The organism is Rhodococcus sp. DN22, assembly GCF_036669995.1.
GTDB lineage: Bacteria > Actinomycetota > Actinomycetes > Mycobacteriales > Mycobacteriaceae > Rhodococcus_F > Rhodococcus_F erythropolis.
The window spans coordinates 6,343,706-6,364,470 of sequence record NZ_CP133326.1 but is presented as its reverse complement, the minus strand read 5'-3'; the positions used below and the strand labels follow the sequence as shown (position 1 = coordinate 6,364,470).

Sequence of the window (20,765 nt, the reverse complement as noted above, 5' to 3'; positions counted from 1 at the left end):
CGCGATGACACTGCGACTCGATGGGATGACCATCCCCGTCGAAACCGGCGGCACCAGCCGAAAGGCAAAACTGACCATCGACCGCGACGGCAGCCTGCAACTGAAAGCTGCACCGGACGTCGAACAGGCCGAGCTTGAGCACTTCCTCGCATCCAAGCGGGATTGGATCTACCGCAAACTGGCCGAGAAGGAATCTCTGCATTACGAGCCGGTCACCAAGGAACTCGTTGACGGTGAAGGTTTTCTCTACCTTGGCCGCAGCTACCAGCTTCGAATTGTCGACATCGACGACCGTCGGGTGCGGTTGCAGCGCGGCAAGCTGAACCTCCCTAGAGCTCTCGCTGATCCTGGATACAAGCATGTCATCGCCTGGTATCGAACGGCAGGGCTCACCTGGCTCAAACCCCGAGCCAAGGACTGGGCCAAGCGTCTACGCGTTGATCCTCAAATGATTGAAGTGGCTGACCTCGGTAACAAATGGGGCTCGGCTCTACCCGATGGGCGAGTACGCATTCATTGGGCGACCATGCAGCTACGCCCTGCACTCGTTGAGTACGTGCTCGCGCACGAGCTGGCGCATCTCCGCGAAGCGCACCACGGCCCAACATTCTGGCAACTCCTAACCCGAGCGATGACCGACTGCGATCAACGTAAGGCGGAGCTGGCCAACACAGGAGCGGCCTTGTGGCATGGAGATCAGGCGCAGCTCTCGTAACGACACAAACCGAGGCGAGTCCTTCGGTTGCGATGTCCGTCTACTTGCCTCGACGCTCGTCGGCTACGGAGGGTTAGCCATAAAATCAGGCCGCGAATACCTTCCGCGTTGGCTGTGAGCCGGCGGACTGCCTGACATAAGGGGCGGTTATCGACCGATCCTCGTGTGCTGGTTAGTTGAGGTGGTGCAGGAATACGACGACTTCGTGTGGACATCGCGCCACGATCTGGCCCAACGCGCCCACCGAGGCACACCGTGGGAGTTCTACTTGAACACGATGGTGCAGATCGAGACCGCCGAGGGAGGTGGCGTAGTCCGCCCGTTCGACGAGAGCGCCGGAGAGCTTCATCCGCCGTTCGGGCCGCTGCACGTGGTAACGGCGATCCAACCGGACCCGGAACCGGGCAGCGTTTCTCACGCACGGATGCGGGTGCTCGACCGCTACCTTCACACCGCCGGTATCCGTTCGATGCCCGCGGTCGGGTCCAGCTTCGCCGGTGATCACAGCGAGGCCGGTGATCACAGCGAGGATAGTCGGGCGGTCTTCGGGCTGACCGATGATCAGGCACGCGATCTCGGTGTGCGGTTCGGACAAGTCGCCGTCTTCGCCTGGGCCGGGCCTCACTGGTCACTTCTGGCGTGCGCAGGCGACAGGCAATCTGATCGAGGCTGGCGATGGGAGCCCTCGTGCTTCCAGTAGTCCACCGGCACCTGCACGTGACAGGTGCTGCGAATCCGCCTTCTCGGTGAGCCGTCTGCGGTGCTGGACGCCCCGTAAACCAGTCCCGTCCAACGTTCCCCTTATGTCAGGTATTCCACAGCATTGGTTTGACTGCTCATGTTTATGACAGCTTGAGTCGAGACCACCGTGACGGGTCCGAATCACATTGACATTCTCAGCTCAGGACTCGGCGAACTACCTCGCAGAGAACGGAGTTCAGCACTCCAGAACAGGGTTGGACGCGATGACCGTCCATCCGGACAGGTTCGCTGTCGCTGAGATCGCAATGAGGTCTTTCGCGACGAACTGATGCCGCAAGAGTTCGATCCTTCCCTCATCACGACTGCGAACATGAACTCGCAGTCGTGATCGAAAGCCATGCTCGTCGGTCCTCGCCGTCGTCGGTGAGGCTCGCGATGATGACACTGCCTGCCATGGGGTACCGGCACTGGTGAGCGAATTACTGGAAAGTCTGCCCAGTTTGACCTGGAAGCTTTTTTTCAAAGAGGGTGCCAACGATCAACCGGCCCAATTCGACCCACGTGTGTGGTTCGTATAACGCATCTTCTGCGTCTTCTGCCGGCAGACCGCTTCCGGGAGCCCCCCCGGGGATATGCGCCCAGCCATCGACCTCAAGATCGAACCAAGTGTAGGCCAACAGAAGATCCGTGCCATTACGCCACGAAGCCCAACCGCGTGCGGGGGCACTCGAACCCGGAGAAATATCTTCGTACGGAGAAATGTCCTGCACCCACGTCGCCGTCCACCCCTCATCCCAGTCGAAGGTGATCTCATTCGCGACCGGGCGCCTGTCACCGACGTCAACCATGAACGTAAACGTGAACGCTCCTGGTTTGATCTTGTCCGGGAGGCCGATGGTCGCCGACATTTCGTCGCCGGCCTCCGCAATGGCGCGTTTCAGCGCCGGTGTGCGGTTATCGCTCGCCGCATCGTCGGACCACGTGTGGTCTGGCATACAAGACACCTCCGTACAGGACAATTACTTCAGACGATGGCGGTGAATCCCATCGATTATCTACCGACTTCTTCGTCATCATGCCTTAATCGGTGTTATCATGTCGCCGCAAAGCCAAACCGACATCAACCTTTTTGTAACAGGTCAGAAGGCCCCAACCTCATACCGGAGAACGTGTTCCCAGAGTCCAGAGTGAACTGCTCTACCGGAGGGCCCCGTGAGTTCCTGCGAGACCTTCTGAAATACGAAGCTGGTGACGCCCCTAACCGTTGGGAGAACGTGATCCGAAGCGCAAGCAATACGAACCGAGTCACTGAACCGAGGCTTACCAACACTGGACGCAACATGCGTTAAAGCGTTCCGATGCTCGATGAACCCAATCCAGTGCTTCCGCAAAAGCTCATACTGATACTCGGGTGTCGTATGCCGAATGGCTGCCATGAGCTGATTGATCGCCGCCTGGGGGCCGTTCGCGTCTGGTTGAAGCCCTTCGGCGAGTCCGGCCGCACGCCAGAGAGTCGAACTACACATCACCTCTGGCCAAGGTTCTTGGACCTCAGCCAAATGAATGACATGTTCTACCAGGCCCCGATAGGCCAACTCGACCTCCACGTCGATCGGCATGTGAGCGGGAATAACCGGGAAATTGATATCGAATCGACCAACGACCATTCCGAGGGTCCACGCGATCACCCTAGGGGCAAGACACGACGGGAGGTCTGCGAGGTGCGGCATGTCATTGTTGGCGCGGTCCGCTACGCGGTTACGCAATTGGTTGCTGAGCTCGTCGCATGGATTTTCGGTTCTGAGCGCCGCCAACACCCAGCTTGCCAACAGAGCGTGATCGTTCGAGAGACCAACCGGCTGAGCCGTCGACCCGCTGTCGTGCAGCATCGCGACGTCCGACTCCCATCGGTCCTCGTATGCTCCTGCCGCTTCCCGGAGCCAATCGTGGTCGAGGTCGATTTCTTTGAGGCGTTCGGTGAGCAAGTCGGTGAGCCGAGGATCTGCATCGAGTAGGCGGTACAGCTCAGCAAAGACCAGCGGCGACAGCTCGCATCTCAGCTCCACAGCAATCGCTCCAGCTGTATGGCAAGGGGCCTTGTATCGACTTCGGGCCGGGAGTCGGTCAGCGCTGAGCCTGGAACTGGGAATCTTGAGAGGTCGGTTTTCTTCAAGGCAGGCACCGTCACCCCGGACAGCAAAATCTGTCTGCGGGCATATCCGGCCTGACCGTTCAAGTAGCGCGCGAGCCCCGGGCCTTGGTCCGCATCTATCAGCCTGAGCGCGTACACGTTCTTGTCCACAGCGCATACCCCCGCCGCGGCCCTCGCGTGCGCACGGGTGCCCACCGCTGCCACCAGGACGTCACCCTCGTTTGCCACGATCGGATTCCCCTCCGGCGATACCCAGCGCCTGGCCGTTCCGCCGCCGAGCACACGGATATCGGCAACCGGGATCCCGCCAGGAAGATCCATCGAAGAGAGGTGCCCGGCCGGCCGGCCACGGACAATTTCCGAGCAAATCGCTTCGAGCGGCTCACCGTCTTGCAACACCGCGGGGTTAGGCGTGGCCAGGACGATTCTCCACTCGGTTTCTAACTGCAGATCGACGGTGCGCCACCATGTTTCAACTGCCTCTTCCTCGTCACCTCGCGTTGAACGCTCGATTGTTTCCAACTCGGACCGCAGCGGACTCCCCCACGTGTCGTCATGCACCGGGATCGGGAACTGTTCTGCCTGGCTATGATCCGGCCCCTGCCCCTGGATCGCGATTGAGTGAAGCCCCCGCACGGTACGTCCCGTCTGGCAGTTCAAGATCGCCCAGAGCCAGAGCGGATCGACTGACACGGGACGCACAGCCAAGAAGGATGAGGACACCAATGCACCGAGATGAGCCTCGCTCACCAAGATCACGGGTTGATCAGGATTGGGCGGGATCAAGAGGTCGCCTGGACGCAGCGCATTACCTGACTCGTGAACCTGAAAAACGGGTCCCTGATATTTGCGGGTACGCCTCCGGATCCCACCTCGAACCGGGTGGAGGCCTCCGGGAGTGATGACCGGTGTTCCACGCACCACCGTCGAGTCGGCGGACAGGGGCGCCGTCACGGAGCCAAACTCGACGAGTGGCAGGTCGGTAGGCCACTCGATAAGTGGTGCTGTCAGATGGGCAGGGTTCCATGCCCGATGACTGCGGAGGTCGATGATCACATTGGCCATCACGTGGCCTTGGCCGTCTTGTCATCGAGATGGGCTACCGCAGCAGTTATCGCTGCCCCTCCGCTAGATAGCTGGTCTTCCCAGTCTTCGCCAAGCTGTGAAACGAATGTCTTCGTTGGGGGCAGTTTGTCGATTACGAGTAGCACCGATCCGGTCCCCGTCCCGGGTACGGTCCCACGTGGACACCCGATGAGAGCGGCAACCCGTACGTTCTCCGCAAGGAATTGGCGGTATGCCTCGCCGTTAGCGCGGAAGGTGACGCCCGGACTGATCTGCAGGACTGCGCGTCCTCCGGAACGGAGGCTTCGGATGGCCACATCGATCGAGGCGAGGTCACCGTCTTTGGTCGACGTTCCGTTGAGCAGCTCGTGCTGTGTGGGAAGGCGAAGCCCGAGTGGCGGCGAGGACAATACGAGATCGACATCGGTGGGCAGCTCCGAGTAAGCGTTACCCTGAATTGCTCTTGCCGGCACAGGTGCGGCCGATGCGAGGCTCGATGCAATCTCGATCATCTGCGAACTGAAGTCGACCCCAACCAGTTCCACGGATCGGGAGGCTGCCACGGCCCGGTCTGCGGCAGCCCACAGGAACTCCCCCGTTCCGCAGAACGGGTCGAGGACGGTGCCCGAAATCGCGTCACCCGCAAGTTCCGCGACCGCACGGGCGATCGCGGGGTGGCTGACGAATAGATCGGTGTTCTTGTCCTGTGATGTGAAGGCCGTCAGTGCCCGTCGTCCGGCCCGCCAAAGCACGTCTCTGTCAGCCCGCACGGTGTGGCCGGATCGGGCGACAAGTTCCCCACTCAAGCTTCCCGGTAGGAGATCCGCGAACAGCTCTAGTGAATCGAGTCTCTGACCGTCATGACGTCGGCGGTTGGCAGCATTCCACAGCCGCTCCTGGATCAGAGACGTCGCCAGCGAGACATCCTGTAGCACTCCGTCCGCACCATTAGCAGGAGAGACCGGACCGGAGATCGGCGTGGCGGTACGCAAGCCGCGGTCTGCACGGAACCACTCGCCATCAATCACAACATAGTGGTCGACCGTGCCGAGTTGGTCGCGGATGGTCGCCAGCTGACGGAGCGCCGCCGAGTGGCCGGCCACCTGGCGGTGCTTGACCTCCACAACAGCCCATGGCACGAGAACGCCGTCGTTATCCGCAGCCCATGCAAGAACATCCGGTCGAATGGTCGAGCCCAAACCCTGCAGACGCGGTTCGACCTGGACGAGCGCGTAGCCAGCGTCGTTCAACTGCGTACGAATGGCTGATTCGTCCACGTGGCATCTTTCCCTTCCATCGGCTGCCTCGAGGCAGTCGAACAATGTACCACCTGATTCATTCAGCTCATCGAAATCGGTGTCCGTCCCCCTTTGTAGGGGCGGTCACCCGCGGTCCCCATAGTTAGCCCATTCGCCCCGCACATCGCGATCTCGGTGGACATGCTCGACACCGACATCTATGTCCCGGAAATCGTGAACCTGATGTTCTTCAAGCCGGTACCACCGACGGCCGGGTGTACCGAGGGTCTCGAAACCTTGGAATTGAGACACCCACTCGTTTGTGCGCGCATCGGGTGTAGATAGCAGTTGTAGGTGACGTTCTTTTCGCGGTGCTAAATGTCCCGGGATGAGAGCGCGAACGTGGATGTTCCGGCAGGAACTGGACGCTCTTAGACGCCATCCGACAGGCGAAGTGGCGGCCGCTATGGGGCCACAGCGGGCGCCGGGGCATCAATCGCAAGCTTCACGCCGATTGCGCCCAGGAGTGTGCCCGTGACCCACTTCTGCCACCGCATCCAGGCCGGCTTGCGTTGTAGAAACGTGGCGACTGATCCGGCGGCGATGATGATCGCGCCGTTCACGGCAACGCCGACGAGGATCTGGATCGCGCCGAGCTGGAATCCTTGGGCCACGATGCTGCCTGCGGTGGGGTCGATGAACTGCGGGATGAGCGCCAGGTAGAGGATCGCGACCTTCGGATTGAGGAGGTTCGTCAGGAGGCCCATGCGGAAGAGCTTGCCGAACGAGTCACGCGGAAGATCGTTGGTCTCGAACAGCGACTTCCCGCCCGGGCGAAGTGTCTTGTAGGCGAGCCAGAGAAGGTAGACGGCCCCCGCGACCTTCAGTGCGATGAACAGCCACGGCACGACGAGGAACACTGCCGCCAATCCCAGGTTGGCCATCACCATGTACACCACGAAGCCAACGGCCGTGCCGGACAGCGACATCATTCCGGCACGCCATCCCTGGCTGATGCTGCGAGAGACCAGGTACATCATGTTCGGCCCGGGGGTGAGAGCGAGGCCGAGCTCGATGAGAGCGATGCCGACGGCGGCGGACAACGAGATCATGCACGCTTCTTTCTTGTGGTGGGTTGCGAGGAGGCTTCCCCTCGATGCCGAGCTGCACTCAGTCTTCCACTCCGTGAACTCAGCCAATCGAATCGGACGGGGTGGCCTCTGTCTATGTAAGGGCCCGGACGTCATGGTCTCAGCTGCGCTTAGCGCCCGATGAGGAGAGCCCCCTGGGCGGCGTCAACGGCCTCCGGGGTGAGGTGGGTGCGCTTGTTGATGTCAAGGATGCGATTCACCTGGGTGACGAGCCGGTCGGCGAGGCGAAAGTTCCCGTTGGTCGCGCGGACGATCGCGGCTAGAGCTGCCGTGTGCGCGAGACCTGCGTCGTCAGGGTCGGGGTCCGGGAGGCGCTGCGCGACGACGGCCGTGAGTTCGTCGCTGCGGAGGGGCCGGTATTCGTGGGCGAAGCCGATGCGGCTGTAGAGCTGGGGGTAGCGGGCGAGGCGTTTCTCGATGCCGGGCATGCCGATGAGGATGACGCCCATTCGGTGGCGGTCATAGAAGTCGCGGACTTGTTCGAGGCCTGCGGTCTTGAGCCGGTCGGCTTCGTCGATGATGAGCAGCTCGGTGTTCCCGCTGTGCTGGGATTCGGCGTGAACGTAGGGGTCGACGTGGCCGTGCTGAGCGTAGTCGATGGCCCAGGAGATGTGCTGGCAGGCCCGGGGCAGGCCTTGATCGATCTGCTTGATGGTCGCGGCGACGGTAGGGGTGAAAAACGCGGTTCTGCTTCGTTGAACCGCTTCGGGCACGGGCGGCAGGGCACCGGTGCTGCGCGAGAGCGGGTGCCACTGCTCCCACTCGTCGGTGCCAGCGTAGTGGCGAGCAGAGAGCGTCTTGCCGATCCCGGGTGGCCCGTAGCAAAGCCCGATGTAACGGTGGGAGCGGACGGTGTCTGCGAACTCCTGGAACCGGCGATGCTCCCGCGTGGTCACGAACGCCGCCCGCGTGTCTGCGTGCGGTGGCGCTGCCTCCTTGAATTCGTCGAAGTACCCGCTGAGGAACCGGCGCCCGTCGTCGCCTGGTTCGAAGAGCACGGAGCGAGGTTTGCCGTCGTCTGGCTCAGCCATTGGCATAGGTCCTCAATCCGTGTCGGGCCGGGGGCGGCGTTGCGCGGTCGGGTGCGCTCTCCGGTACCGGCGGTATCTCGGGGCGGTGGCGGGTGTCTTCAGGTAGTGAGCGAGCGTGAGTGGTGAGCTCGCGGAGCTGCTGTTTCAGGGCGCGGCGTTGCGTGTTGCGCGCCGCCTGCAGGTCGGTGAAGGACACGGTCTCGGAGGAGCGTTCGGGGGCGATCGCGCGACACAAGAACGTGTTGTCGTGGAACACTCGCACTTCGCCCAGGTCGCGGGGGTCGTACCGCACCGTGACGTCTTCGCCGACGTATGCGGCGAGGACCGGTGAGATGTATCGGGTCGATGCGAAGCGGATGCCGTCGCGTTGCACACGTCGCGTTGCCGCGGCAGTCAGCAGGAGCGAATCGATGTCTTCCGGGTGGGCGGGCATTCGAGGGATGAAGCTGTCGCTGCGCCAGCGATTATGCGGGGCTGCGCCGGTCGCTGAATGTGGTCGTTCGTTGTACTCGTTGACGATGAATCGCTCGAGCACGTCATCGAGTTGATGCAAGGTCAGCGTGGGGTCGCTGACGGGTGCACCGCCGGTGCCGTGCGGGATGAAGCCGGGCAGGTGCGGCAGCAGCTCGGTCGTGATGGTGCGGTAGAACCGTTCGATCTTGCCGCGCCCCTGCGGAACGCCGACCCGGGAGTGAATCAGGCGCACGTGTAGGTCGAGGCAGACGTGTTCGATCCTGGTCGAGGTGAAATCGGACCCGTGATCGCTGTAGAGGACGTCCGGGAGCCCGGATACCACCCACTTCGGGTTTCGTTTCCGAGCGACCGCTTGATGGATCGCCAGTGCGGAATGCTCGGCCGTGGGTGCTGAGACGCCGAGCGCGTAGCCGGCGATCGCTCGCGAGTAGTCGTCGAGCACGATTGTGAGCCAGGGTCGGACGGGTTGCTGCCGGTCGTTGAGGATCATCACGTCGAGCAGGGTGTGGTCCATCTGCCACTGCTCATTCGGCGCGGAGGTCGTGCGGCGGTAGACCAGCTCGAACTTGTCGCGGTACGCCGCGTCCCCGCCGTCCGCGAGGGCCGTCAGGCCCGGGTCGAGCGCGTGCACGATCTCGCGGACCGTGGTGTATCCCGGGGTCGGCAATCCGCGGTCCCGGGCGATGTCACCGATGCGACGGTGGATATACGCGATCGTCGGCGCGGGCCGGCGCACAGCAAGTGCCTCGATTGCGGTGACAAGTTCGGCGGCAGTGCGAGTCGATCCCTTATCGCTGCGAGTTGCTCTCGCGAGCCGTCCCGTCTCCATCCGAGCTGCCCACCGTTGCAAGGTCCGCACCGCAACGCCGGATTGCTCCGCAAGACGCGTCCACGGCACACCGTCCTGGTGTTGGCGCACAAGCTCGGCCTTCTGCCGGTCGCTGAGGTGCGCCATGATCCCTCGTCAGGCCCGCTCGACGTGCTCGGCCAAGTGCCGATAGATAGTGGGCCGGGACACCCCGAACGTGTCGGCAATCTCCTGCACGGTGTGGCCTCCTTCGTCATACATCGCCCGGGCCTGCCGGATCTTCGTCGGCGTCATCTTGAACTTCGGGCCACCCTTGCGCCCGCGGGCACGGGCGGCCGCAAGGCCGTCGTGAGTGCGTTCCACGATGAGATCGTGCTCGAACTCCGCGATCGCCGCGAGCATGTGGAAGAACAAACGGCCACCCGGAGTGGTGGTGTCGATGCCCTGCGACAGGGCCTTCAACCCGACCCCACGCTGCTGGAGCTCGTCCGCGACTTGTTTGAGGTTTCGGACCGATCGGCCGAGCCGGTCAAGCTTTGTCACCACGAGCGAGTCGCCCTCGCGTAGATACCCAAGGGCCTCCGTCAGCGCCGGCCTTTTCGCCAGGGTGCCGGATGCGTGTTCGACGAAGATCTTGTCGCAGCCTGCCGCTTCGAGTGCATCGGTCTGGCCGTCCGGATTCTGGTCTCGGGTCGAGACGCGGGCGTAACCGATCGTGGCCATGCCTCAGCGTAACGCGAACGCCGCCCGCTTTACATAGATCGCCGACACGAGTCATGAGACAAGACTCGCCGAATCAAGCGATGAGAGTTGTCAGTTTCAGAAGACGACTGCACTTGTTCAGAAGTGGGCTGCGCATTGCCTCTTCAGGCACTTCGAGCGGGGCATGCTTCCGTTCAGTGTTGTCTTCCAACCGCCAGGACTCGTCACCCCGTGAACGCATACCGACCTTCTCGACACTGGCTCGAACCACCCGTCCTACGGCCTCCGATGGACAGATCCGCGCGCGACAAGGTCCACGGTCAGTGCGACGGCGACGGTTTGTGCAAGCAGCAGCCCGCACAGCACCAGAATTTGCACAGCCCCAGCCTGCAGGGCCGAACCGCTGGCCAGCAGTACGCCCACGAATGCACCCGGCAACGTCACCAGTCCCACCGTTCGTGTCTGGTCCAGTCCCGGCAGCAGCGCGTCGTTCGCGGTGGGTCGCACCACCTCCAGCCGTGCCTGACGTTCGGTCATGCCCAGACTGAGCGCCGCCTCCACTTCGCCGTGCCGGTCGGTCAACGCGGCCAGTGCGCGGCGTGCGGACAGCGATGTTGCCGTCATCGTCCCACCCAGGATGATTCCGCCGACCGGCACGATCGAGATTCCCTGCGCCGGAACGACGCCCGTGAGCAAGCACAAGGGCACGACGATCCCGATACCCACAGCGAGGGGAAGAACGAGCCAGATACCGGACCTTCCCGATTCCGAACGCCGACTCGACGTGAACGCCGCAGCCCCGAACATCACCAGCAGTACGAGCAGCGACGACCACAGATGCGCAAGCGCCGCAGCGAGAATCAGCGAGATTGCCGCCAGTTGAACGAACCCGCGAACGGCAGCAGCGGGAGCGGTGATCATGCGCCCGAACGAGGAGACCCGATAGAGGATCGCAGCGAGGGCCACCATCACCAGACAGAGAACCACGAGCGGCGGACCAGGCTCGGCCAGGGAAGTACTCACCGTTCAAGTATGTGGCGTTGCCCCGGTGCATTCGTCTCGCCGCTCCTTAGCGGAGGGCGATCAAGGTGGCCAGGTGACTGCCACCCCTACAGTTCCCTACGTCCTTCGCGCCAGGTTCGCGACGACAGCAGGCGCATCCCGTTGAGAGCGACGAGGACGGTGGAGCTTTCGTGCCCGGCTACTCCGATCGGCAGCGGAAGGGTCCAGAACAGATCCCATCCAACGAGTGCCACGATGAACGTCGCCGCGATCGCGAGGTTGGCGACCACGATCCGGTGCGCACGCCGCGACAGTTCGATCACCGACGACAAGGTTGCGAGGTCGTCGCGCACCAGGACCGCATCGGCGGTGTCGAGTGCGAGGTCTGAACCCTTGCGTCCCATGGCGACACCGATGTCGGCGGCTGCAAGTGCCGGGCCGTCGTTGACGCCGTCACCGACCAGAAGAACGCGGCGCTCGCGAGTGCCGCCGCTCGAAAGTCCGCTGCGCTGCAGTTGCTGCACTGCCGCTGCCTTGTCCTCGGGAAGCAGACCTGCCCGAACGTCGGTGATCCCGATACGCTCGGCCACCGCATGCGCTGCGCGGACGTTGTCTCCGGTGAGTAGCACTGCCGGACTACCGGTTACCCGTTCGAGCTCGCCGATGGTGGCGTCGAGGTTCGAGCGCGCGGTGTCCGCAAGGGCGATCACTCCGATTGGTTCGCCTCCGACGCGCACGATCACTGCGGTCATACCGCCCGATTCACGGTCGACCGCGGTACGTTCGGCCGTCGACTCCCATTCGCGTATCGACAGACGTTCGGACGGTACAGCTTTCGGTACCACGTCAGGTTTGCTCACGGTCACTACCTCGCCGTGGACGTTCGCGCGGACTCCCACACCCGGTGTCGACTCGAATGCCGTCGACGCCGGTATCTGCAGACCTCGGCTGCGGGTGTAGCTGACGATGGCTGCGCCGATCGGGTGTTCGCTGCCCATCTCGGCAGCCGCTGCCGCGGTGAGCACGTCGGTTTCGCTGAAGCCGGTGAATGCATCGACGCGTTCGAACTGCGGTGTTCCTTCGGTGAGGGTTCCGGTCTTGTCGAATGCCACCACCTCGATCGTGCGGAGTTGTTCCATGACGACAGCAGATTTGACCAGAACACCGTGGCGACCGGCGGTGGCCATCGCCGCGAGCAGAGGCGGCATCGTCGCGAGGACCACCGCGCACGGGGAGGCGACGATCATGAATGTCATCGCTCGCAGCAGGGCCGGTTGGAGTTCGTTTCCGAGCAGCATCGGGATCGCGAAAATTGCTGCGGTAGATACGACTACGGTCTTCGAGTAGTACTGCTCGACCTTCTCGATGAACAGCTGCTTCTTCGCTTTCGTGGCCGACGCGTGTTCCACCATGGCCACGATGCGGGTGATGACGGTCTCCGAGGGGTCGACGTCGATGCGGATCCGCAACGCGCCGGTGCCGTTGATGGTGCCGGCGAAGACGCCGTCGCCGACCGACCTGAACACTGGGATCGCCTCACCGGTGATCGAGGACTGATCGACGTCGGAACTGCCGTCGACGATGGTGCCCTCGCCGGAAATGCGCTCTCCGGGTCGGACAATCACGATATCGCCGCATCGAAGATCCGCGGCGTCGATTCGATGCTCGACGCCCGCGGTATCGAGCTTCACGGCGGTCTCGGGCGCGAGATCGAGGAGACTGCGAATCGAGTCGGCCGTACGGCGAGTCAGGACCGCCTCGAGTGCGCCGGAGGTGGCGAAGATGACGATGAGCAGTGCGCCGTCGAAGATCTGCCCGATCGCTGCTGCGCCGAGGGCCGCGACGATCATCAACAGGTCGACGTCGAGGGTCTTCTCTCGCAGTGCGCGTAGTCCCTCGCGTGCCGGTTCCCAGCCGCCGGTGACATAGCAGGCCAGGTAGAGCGCCCAGAACAACCAGAACGGGGCATCGACGAGCTGCGTTAGGAGTCCGAGAAGGAACAGTGCGGTGGCAGCCAGCGCCCACCTCACCTCGGCGACGTCGAGCAGGCGCGTTCGCGAGGAGCCGGGGTTGCGCCGGGCCGTGGGCGCGGCCGCAGTGGTAGTGCCGATCGATGCCATGACTGCCTTCTGCCGACGAATGTGGATGTACGGGTGACTGTACAGGAACATATGAAGATCTTTACATATGTACATGGACTACAGTTGCCGCATGGGACACGAAGTCGACGGGCGGCCACGTCCTCCAGCACAGCTCGACGCCGAATCCGCGGCAACAGTTGCGGCGACATTGCAGGCTCTGGCGACACCGAGCAGGCTGCGGATTCTCACCCAGCTACGGCAAGGCCCCAGTGGGGTGAACGACCTGGCCGACGCCGTCGAGATGGAACAGTCCGCCGTCTCTCATCAACTCCGCTTGCTCCGCGCGATGGGACTGGTCACCGGGGCGCGATCCGGCCGCAGCATCGTCTACCGCTTGTACGACAATCACGTGGCGATGCTTCTCGACGAGGCGGTCTATCACATCGAACACCTCGGAATGGCCGCACCGGATACGGCCGGCACTGTCGATTCCGCCTAGCCAGAGCCCCCCTTCTGGTACCCAGCACACTCGCAGTCACATCGAACCGACGGACGTGGCCGCTGGGCCTGCCTCCTCAACCAGTGGTTACCCCCAGGGGGTATCTCTTGGTATCGTTGGGGGCATGCACTCAGTGAGCCGGCGCGGTCGACGGGGCACAGCTCCGACGGTCTGTTTGCTGATTGCACTGACGGTGTTCGGTGTTCTGTTGATGCATTCGGTAACACCGATGTCGAGGTCCGTGACCGGCTCTATGTCCACGTCGATGAGCGACGGCCATGCTTCGGCGGCAGCACCGTCCCACACCGACGCCGTGGTTTCGGTAATGACCGGGGAGCACGGCTGCCCGTCGGCACACCAGATGATGCATCCCTGTGTCGGCACTACCGCGTCGTGGCCTGCGCTGACGGTCCCGGCTGCGAGCGCAGCCATCGACCTGGTGCCGACATCGGTGAACCGGATCATTGGACGCGCCGATTCCACGCTCGAACGTGCACCGCCGTGGACGTTGTGGGAGTTGGACAGATCGGTGACCTTGCGAGTGTGACGGGGAGCCCGACAGACGCACGTCTGTCGGGGGATCGATACACATTCAATTCTCTGTACTACTCACTCTTGCAAGGAGTTTCCTCATGCGTACCAAAATCATTGCCTCACTCGCTGCTGCTGCCGCGAGCGCGTTCCTCGTCGTCGGCTGCAGCGACAACACGACCGATTCGTCGATGGACGGCCATTCGATGGGCTCGATGTCCTCGGCGTCGCCGGCATCGTCCGCTTCGGCGAGCTCGTCGGCACAGTTCAACGATGCCGATGTGATGTTCGCGCAGATGATGTACCCGCACCACGCCCAAGCAGTCCAGATGGCCGACATGGCGAACGGCCGCACCGACAACCCGGACGTGCTGTCACTGGCATCAGCGATCGCCGCCGCGCAACAACCCGAGATGGACCAGATGACGGCATGGCTCACCGAATGGGGTCAGCCCGCACCCTCGGCCGACATGGGCCAGATGGGCGGGATGGACCACAGCTCGGGCAGCGGCATGATGACCACTCAGGACATGGACGCGTTGAGGGCAGCGTCGGGACCCGAATTCGACCGCCAATGGCTCACGATGATGATCGCCCACCACACCGGCGCCATCGAGATGGCGAACACCGAAATCGCGGACGGGACCGATCCTGACGCCCAGGAGATGGCCCGCACCATCGTCGCCACCCAACAACAAGAAATCGACACCATGCAGCGACTGCTCGGCTGACCTGGCCCGCTACACGACACGATGGCCGCATCCTCTCCGGCGGAGAGGATGCGGCTATCAGCGTTCCACAGTTGTCAGGGCTGCGTTCCCGGTACGAAATCAGCTCTCACAGTGCCGGTTCGCGCTGCGACGGAGGATTGGAACTCCCCTCGTTCACCGCCCCGGCGATGGCGTCGGGTGCGAGGTCGAGGCGACGCAGTAATTGTGCGTTCGCGGCGACGATGATCGTCGACAGCGACATCAGGATCGCGCCGATCGACATGGGGAGTACGAACCCGACCGGTGCCAGAACCCCCGCCGCGAGCGGGACGGAGATCAGGTTGTATCCCGCAGCCCACCAGAGGTTCTGCTTCATCTTCCGGTACGAGGCCCGCGAGAGTTCGATCACCGACAACACCGACCGCGGGTCGTCGCTGGCGAGGATCACTCCGGCCGATGCGATCGCGACGTCGGTACCCGCCCCGATCGCGATGCCGACATCGGCCTGCGCAAGAGCCGGTGCGTCGTTGACTCCGTCGCCGACCATCGCCACGGTGCGTCCTTCGCTCTGGAGTTCGGCGACGGTGTGGGACTTGTCTTCCGGTTTCACCCCGGCGAAGTAGCGGTCCACACCGAGCTCGGTGGCGACGGACTTCGCGACGGCATCGGCGTCGCCGGTGATCATCACGACCGCGATTCCGCGCGCGTGGAGCGCGTCGATCGCGGTGCGGGATTCGGGCCGGATCTCGTCGGCGAGCGCGAGTGCTCCGATCACGGCACCGCCGGCGAGGACGTGCAGGATGATCGCCCCGTCCCCGCGCCACCGATCGGCGACAGCGAGTTCGGATCCGCGCTCTTGCTCGAGCAGCGCTGGCCCGCCGACCTGGATCCGGAGGCCGTCGACGTCGGCTGCGACCCCGACAGCGGGGGACGACTGGAAGTCGGCGGCCACCGGGACCGTCAGGTTCCGTGCTCGTGCGGCCTCGACAATGGCGCGAGCCAGGGGATGTTCGGAGTCCGCTTCCGCGGCAGCAGCGAGTGAGAGAACGTCGGCGGCGGTGCGCCCGTCGGTCACCTCGATCGCGGTGACGGTGGGTTCGCCTTTGGTGAGGGTGCCGGTCTTGTCGAATAACACGGTATCCACCGTGCGCATGGTTTCGAGTGCGAGCCGGTCCTTGACGAGTACACCGCCGCGGGCGGCGCGTTCGGTGGCGATGGAGACCACCAACGGGATAGCGAGTCCGAGTGCGTGCGGGCAGGCGATGACCAGCACGGTGATGGTGCGGATGACGGCGTCGTCGGGCATCCCGACCAGAGTCCACACGGCGGCGGTGATGATCGCGGATCCGGCTGCGAACCAGAACAGCCAGCCGGCGGCGGTGTCGGCGATGCGCTGAGCACGCGAGGTCGAGTTCTGGGCGTCGGCGACCAGGCGGCCGATGCCGGCGAGGGCAGTATCGTCGCCGACCGCGGTGACCTGGATGCGGAGACCTGAGTCGGTGGCGACCGTGCCGGCGACGACCTGGTCGCCGTCGCTGCGGCGGATCGTGCGTGATTCGCCGGTGATCATCGATTCGTCGATGCTCGCCGATCCGGAGACGATGGTGCCGTCCGCGGGTACTCGGCCGCCGGGGCGGACGACAACGACATCACCGAGCTGCAGCTCGGATGGGGACACCGGCACCACGTCGTCGCCGTCGACGCGTTCGGCGGTGTCCGGGAGCAGTGCGGCCAGTGAGTCCAAGGCGGAGGTGGTCTGCGCGAGGGATCGCATTTCGATCCAGTGCCCGAGCAGCATGATCACGATCAGCAGGGCCAGTTCCCACCAGAAGTCGAGCTGGTGATCGAGCAGGCCGAGGCTCGCTCCCATCGACGAGGCGAATGCGACGGTGATCGCGAGGGCGATGAGCAGCATCATTCCCGGTGCACGTGAACGGATTTCGCCGATTGCGCCGGTGAGGAACGGGGAACCGCCCCAGGCGTACATCACGGTGCCGAGTACCGGTGAGATCCAGGCGATCCACGCTGCGTCGGGCAATGAGTATCCGAGGAGCATCGCGAACATCTCGGAGGCGACGATCACCGGGACGGCGAGGACCAGCATGCTCCAGAACAGGCGACGGAACATTCCGACGTGGTCGCCGTGACCGGCATGGCCACCGTGCCCGGTATGGCCCTCGTGTTCCTTCTCGCCGTGTGCGGAGTGGGCTGCGCTGTGTCCGGATGCATCGTGGCCCGGTTGAGTGTCCGCCGTCTCGGCTCCGCCAGCGTCGGACTGTGTGTGGTTGTTCATCGCGGTAGATCCTTCTCTCGAAACAAGGTCGAACGGCTACGCGGTGCGTGAATCCGCGGGTTGCGGTTCGGCTGTGTATCCGGCCTCGTGGACGGCGGCGATGACCCGAACGTGGTCGGGCTCGTCGGTACTGGTCACCGTCAGCGTTCCCGCAGCTGCAGATACTTCGACCGTGTCGACCCCGACGACGGCGCTGACTTCTTCGCGTACCGATGCTTCGCAGTGCCCGCACGTCATGCCGGTGACTCGGTAGTTCGTGGTTATCACGATGCCCCTTCGTTTGCATTCTTGGTAACATACCCCCAGGGGGTATATGACGGGATGGCTTGCACCATACCCCCTCCCCGTATATTTCGACAGGGCGAGCGGCTGCTGTCAGGGGCGAATACAGGTCACCGGAGCGGTGCAGTCGAAGTCGTGTCGACGTTCCCGGCGATTAACGTGTATCCATCGACCTGGCATCGACATCGGTGGCCCGAATCGCTGCACGCCCCGACTTCACACTCGAACGCGCATCGTCGCGGACTTTTGTAGGAATACACAGATTTGGTGACCTGGCGAGCGCGACAAGGAGCCCGGTCGACGCACGCCTGTCGGCGGATCGAAAGACATCCGAATCCCTGTATCGACCACTCATGCAGGGACTTTCTTTGTGCGTACCGAAGTTCGCTGCTGCCACCGTCGGCGCGTTCCCTCGTGCTCGGCTGTAGATCTCGACGGACAGATCCGCGTCCTTCTCGCCGCGCCACCGACCAGGCGGTGAATGACGTGCGGATCCCGTCGAGATGCCGAGAGATGTGTACGACTACGGAGCCGGAGACGCAGCCGTCCGACAAGCACGCAGCTGCGTCATCCCCAGACAGTCGAACCCCAGGACCGGATGCGGGCTCAGCACGACGGCGGTCGGGACGTGCGTCGACTCTGTAGGTGCGTACCAGCTGGCCCCAGGGTCGTTTTCGGTGGCATATCCTTGAACGACAGCCGAAAAGTGAGGTCGAAGCCGTGCGCAGAGAATCCGGACAGTTGGAGGAGTCGATCCTTCGATTGCTCGGTGAGCATCATCAGTTGGCGGTGTCAGAAGCTCGGGAGCTACTCGGATCCGATCTTGCGCATACGACAGTGATGACGGCGCTGGGGCGACTACACGGAAAGAGGCTCGTCGACCGAGAACGACGCGGACGATCGTACGTCTACACCCTCCGCGCTCCCGTCGACGAGCTACCGGCCTTACGAGCAGCGATGCGGATGCGGACCGAACTCGATACGCGAGCTGAACGAGCCGACGTTCTCGCCAACTTCGTTGCCTCCCTCGATCCGGAAGACGAATCCGTCCTCCGAAAGCTGCTCTCGGAAGGTTCCGCACGGAACTCGGACCACCGAACATGATTCTGTTGCTCGTCGTTGCCGCGTTGCCGTGGATCATGTCGGTCGCGTTGAGAACATACTGCGGCCCGGTCGACGACGATGCAGCACCGCTGGCAACGGTGACGGTCATCCCTGTCCTGGTGGCAGTCACGGCCTTCTCTGTCGCAGCGTCCACGACGGCGCTGGCATCGGTACTGATCGCCTCACCACCTGCCATTGCAATTGCCGCCGGCTTCGGGATGATCGGGTGGGTCGTCTACAGGCTCGCACTAGCCGCCGGACACATCGCTCGCGTCGTCGCCAGCTCACGAGATGCTGCGAAGTTCGCAGCCGAGGCCGACGTACGCGGCGGAACCGTCCTCGTCGAATCGACCGAGCCCGACGCCTTCGCCGTCGCCTCCGGTGGCGGCGCAGTGGTGATCACGACAGCGCTCGTCGCGGCCCTGTCGGATGCCGAACTCACTGCGGTGATCGAGCACGAACGCGCGCACCTTCGCTTCCGGCACACCTTCTTCACGCAGACGGTCGAGCTCGCAGCACAGTTCGACCCGCTGCTTCGCCCCGTCGTCGGCCACGTCCGCCACGCGGCCGAACGCCACGCAGACGAGTGGGCTGCGCGATACGACCGACATGCAACCATGTCGGCCCTGGCCAAGACGGTATTGCTCCGCGCCCACCTAGCGCGGCACTCGACTTCGTTGTCAAGCACCGGCGGCGACGTCGTACGCCGTGTCCGCGCTCTGACCGCGCCTCCGCCTCCGCCTCCACGCCGTTCGGTCGTGATCGCCGCACTGGTGTCGATCACGGCTTTTGCGGCGATCTCACTGGGATTGTTCGACGTAGCGCAGGACGTGATCGTTCCGGAAGTCGGCGAGAACCCGACCTCTGTCTTTCGTTGAGGAACTCCCCCCCACCGGAAGGCGTACGTCAGATTCCCGCGACGCCGGCCAGCTGCCCGATGCCGTAGGTGATGATCATGGCGATTGCCCCGCCGGTCACTATTCGCGTCACCGCGGGCCGGCGCGGGGCTCCCCCGAGCCATGCGCTGATCGTTCCGGTCGCGGCCAGAGCTACAACGACCACCGCGAACGTCACAGCGATTCGAATCGGCGCCGGAAGCAGCACGATCGCAAGAAGCGGTAGTAGTGCACCAGTGACGAACGCGATCGCCGATGAGAGAGCGGCCTGCCACGGGCTCGTCAACGCGTCCGGATCTATTCCCAGTTCGATATCGACGTGAGCTGAGAACGGGTCCTGGGCGGTCAGTTCTTCTGCAACGATGCGGGCAGTCTCCGGTGACAAACCTTTGTCCTCGTACATCGCCATGAGCTCTGCGAGCTCCTGTTCGGGTTCTTCGTCCAGTTCTCGGCGTTCTTTGTCGAGTAAGGATCGTTCGGTGTCGCGCTGAGTGCTCACCGAAACGTATTCCCCCAGTGCCATCGACACCGCCCCGGCGACAAGGCCTGCGGTACCGGCCGTGAGCACAGGTCCGCGTTCTGCGGTTGCGGCCGCGACTCCCACCACCAATCCGGCAACGGAGACGATGCCGTCGTTGGCCCCCAGAACTCCCGCACGGAGCCAGTTCAAGCGTCCCCCGACATCGCCGTGGGGTTCGGCCTCGTGTCCACCGGACACTGGATCTGCCATGTTCGACTCCTGTTCAGGTCAGTACCGATCAGTGTTCTCCGAAAGGGTAACTGTCGGCCCTTCGTCGTCACTTAACAGGATCGACTGGTGCGGGCGCGGAGGACACTGCGTCCTCCCACGCCGCGCGTGCCCCGGACTCTCCGATCCGATACACCTGCACCATCGTGGCCACTCCGACCACGACAGCGAGTACAGCGACAGCGATCGATTGCCACCGGACCGGCCGCGTCCCGCGGCGATCCCGAATGTGCTGCGCCACGAGCAGGGCTGCGACAAGAGCCAGTCCCAGTGCGAAGTAGAGCATCGAGTCGCCGAGTTCGGCGTGCGTCTGCACCGAGGCCCCCTCCGGAACTCGCTTCTCGAGCCATTCCCCCGCATCGGTGGTCAACGGCGTCAAGGCAAGTGTGAGGACCGCGAGCACCACGATCAACCAGACGAGCCTGCGGCGCACCGGAGCCCAGATACTCGACACGATGGCGAGCAATGCGGTGAGCGGGGCGAGCACCACGATGAAGTGCACCAGCAGCACATGAGCGGGCAGGCCATTGATCGTCGACACACGGATCTCCTGTTGTCTGGGCGTGCACACCACACGGCCA

The 20,765-nt window shown here is 63.6% G+C and carries 21 protein-coding genes; 8 read left to right on the top strand and 13 right to left on the bottom strand.

Going from position 1 to position 20,765, the window contains the following annotated elements:
- The first annotated feature begins 4 nt into the window (after positions 1 to 4).
- The gene (locus tag RA302_RS29375) at positions 5 to 715 is read left to right on the top strand and encodes a SprT family zinc-dependent metalloprotease (protein ID WP_225320208.1); all 711 of its coding nucleotides are present in this window, start codon (positions 5 to 7) and stop codon (positions 713 to 715) included.
- A 184-nt stretch (positions 716 to 899) separates the two neighbouring features.
- Positions 900 to 1,415, top strand: coding sequence for a DUF3293 domain-containing protein (locus RA302_RS29370; RefSeq protein ID WP_155277944.1), 516 nt, complete (start codon positions 900 to 902; stop codon positions 1,413 to 1,415).
- Between the two features lie 481 nt (positions 1,416 to 1,896).
- Here the strand turns inward: RA302_RS29370 and RA302_RS29365 are convergent, their stop codons facing one another.
- The gene (locus tag RA302_RS29365; RefSeq protein WP_030537390.1) at positions 1,897 to 2,412 is read right to left on the bottom strand and encodes a hypothetical protein; all 516 of its coding nucleotides are present in this window, start codon (positions 2,410 to 2,412) and stop codon (positions 1,897 to 1,899) included.
- 564 nt (positions 2,413 to 2,976) lie between these two features.
- Between RA302_RS29365 and RA302_RS29360 the strand changes: the two genes are divergently transcribed.
- The gene (locus RA302_RS29360) at positions 2,977 to 3,432 is read left to right on the top strand and encodes a hypothetical protein (RefSeq protein ID WP_155277943.1); all 456 of its coding nucleotides are present in this window, start codon (positions 2,977 to 2,979) and stop codon (positions 3,430 to 3,432) included.
- A gap of 41 nt (positions 3,433 to 3,473) precedes the next feature.
- Here the strand turns inward: RA302_RS29360 and RA302_RS29355 are convergent, their stop codons facing one another.
- From RA302_RS29355 to RA302_RS29320, 8 genes are all read right to left on the bottom strand, one after another.
- Positions 3,474 to 4,634: a hypothetical protein gene (locus tag RA302_RS29355; protein ID WP_030537388.1), complete on the bottom strand. Its 1,161-nt coding sequence runs from the start codon at positions 4,632 to 4,634 to the stop codon at positions 3,474 to 3,476.
- Positions 4,634 to 5,911, bottom strand: a complete 1,278-nt coding sequence (locus RA302_RS29350) for a methyltransferase domain-containing protein (protein ID WP_030537387.1) — start codon at positions 5,909 to 5,911, stop codon at positions 4,634 to 4,636. Before RA302_RS29350 ends, RA302_RS29355 begins: the two co-directional genes overlap by 1 nt.
- A 425-nt stretch (positions 5,912 to 6,336) precedes the next feature.
- A complete protein-coding gene (locus RA302_RS29345; protein ID WP_030537386.1) occupies positions 6,337 to 6,984 on the bottom strand; it encodes a LysE family translocator in 648 nt (215 codons plus the stop codon).
- A 149-nt stretch (positions 6,985 to 7,133) separates the two neighbouring features.
- On the bottom strand, positions 7,134 to 8,054 hold the full coding sequence (locus RA302_RS29340; RefSeq protein WP_155277941.1) for an AAA family ATPase: 921 nt from the start codon (positions 8,052 to 8,054) through the stop codon (positions 7,134 to 7,136).
- Positions 8,047 to 9,483: a Mu transposase C-terminal domain-containing protein gene (locus RA302_RS29335; protein WP_030537384.1), complete on the bottom strand. Its 1,437-nt coding sequence runs from the start codon at positions 9,481 to 9,483 to the stop codon at positions 8,047 to 8,049. Before RA302_RS29335 ends, RA302_RS29340 begins: the two co-directional genes overlap by 8 nt.
- A gap of 9 nt (positions 9,484 to 9,492) precedes the next feature.
- Entirely contained in the window at positions 9,493 to 10,059 is a 567-nt protein-coding gene (locus RA302_RS29330) for a recombinase family protein (RefSeq protein ID WP_030537383.1), read from the bottom strand.
- A 255-nt stretch (positions 10,060 to 10,314) separates the two neighbouring features.
- On the bottom strand, positions 10,315 to 11,061 hold the full coding sequence (locus RA302_RS29325; RefSeq protein ID WP_030537382.1) for an ABC transporter permease: 747 nt from the start codon (positions 11,059 to 11,061) through the stop codon (positions 10,315 to 10,317).
- Positions 11,062 to 11,147: 86 nt separating this feature from the next.
- Complete coding sequence (locus tag RA302_RS29320) at positions 11,148 to 13,160, bottom strand: heavy metal translocating P-type ATPase (protein ID WP_178377368.1); 2,013 nt, start codon at positions 13,158 to 13,160, stop codon at positions 11,148 to 11,150.
- 91 nt (positions 13,161 to 13,251) lie between these two features.
- On the opposite strand from RA302_RS29320, the gene RA302_RS29315 reads away from it, so the two are divergent.
- The 3 genes from RA302_RS29315 to RA302_RS29305 all read left to right on the top strand — a co-directional run bounded on the left by RA302_RS29315 (position 13,252) and on the right by RA302_RS29305 (position 14,882).
- Complete coding sequence (locus RA302_RS29315; protein ID WP_030537380.1) at positions 13,252 to 13,620, top strand: metalloregulator ArsR/SmtB family transcription factor; 369 nt, start codon at positions 13,252 to 13,254, stop codon at positions 13,618 to 13,620.
- 124 nt (positions 13,621 to 13,744) lie between these two features.
- The gene (locus tag RA302_RS29310; protein WP_030537379.1) at positions 13,745 to 14,167 is read left to right on the top strand and encodes a DUF6153 family protein; all 423 of its coding nucleotides are present in this window, start codon (positions 13,745 to 13,747) and stop codon (positions 14,165 to 14,167) included.
- Between the two features lie 85 nt (positions 14,168 to 14,252).
- Positions 14,253 to 14,882: a DUF305 domain-containing protein gene (locus RA302_RS29305; RefSeq protein WP_003943446.1), complete on the top strand. Its 630-nt coding sequence runs from the start codon at positions 14,253 to 14,255 to the stop codon at positions 14,880 to 14,882.
- A 106-nt stretch (positions 14,883 to 14,988) separates the two neighbouring features.
- Here RA302_RS29305 and RA302_RS29300 read toward each other — a convergent pair whose 3' ends face one another.
- Positions 14,989 to 17,154, bottom strand: coding sequence for a heavy metal translocating P-type ATPase (locus RA302_RS29300; RefSeq protein WP_003943427.1), 2,166 nt, complete (start codon positions 17,152 to 17,154; stop codon positions 14,989 to 14,991).
- A 36-nt stretch (positions 17,155 to 17,190) separates the two neighbouring features.
- Positions 17,191 to 17,421: a heavy-metal-associated domain-containing protein gene (locus tag RA302_RS29295; protein ID WP_003943444.1), complete on the bottom strand. Its 231-nt coding sequence runs from the start codon at positions 17,419 to 17,421 to the stop codon at positions 17,191 to 17,193.
- A gap of 735 nt (positions 17,422 to 18,156) precedes the next feature.
- Between RA302_RS29295 and RA302_RS29290 the strand changes: the two genes are divergently transcribed.
- Entirely contained in the window at positions 18,157 to 18,540 is a 384-nt protein-coding gene (locus tag RA302_RS29290) for a BlaI/MecI/CopY family transcriptional regulator (RefSeq protein ID WP_037126985.1), read from the top strand.
- Positions 18,537 to 19,418 carry a M56 family metallopeptidase gene (locus RA302_RS29285; RefSeq protein WP_030537377.1) on the top strand — a complete coding sequence of 294 codons (882 nt, stop codon included), beginning with the start codon at positions 18,537 to 18,539 and terminating at the stop codon, positions 19,416 to 19,418. The genes RA302_RS29290 and RA302_RS29285 overlap by 4 nt, the downstream gene beginning before the upstream one ends.
- 28 nt (positions 19,419 to 19,446) lie before the next feature.
- Here the strand turns inward: RA302_RS29285 and RA302_RS29280 are convergent, their stop codons facing one another.
- Positions 19,447 to 20,166: a VIT family protein gene (locus RA302_RS29280; RefSeq protein ID WP_030537376.1), complete on the bottom strand. Its 720-nt coding sequence runs from the start codon at positions 20,164 to 20,166 to the stop codon at positions 19,447 to 19,449.
- A 67-nt stretch (positions 20,167 to 20,233) separates the two neighbouring features.
- Positions 20,234 to 20,725, bottom strand: coding sequence for a DUF2231 domain-containing protein (locus RA302_RS29275; protein ID WP_003943426.1), 492 nt, complete (start codon positions 20,723 to 20,725; stop codon positions 20,234 to 20,236).
- Positions 20,726 to 20,765: the final 40 nt, after the last annotated feature.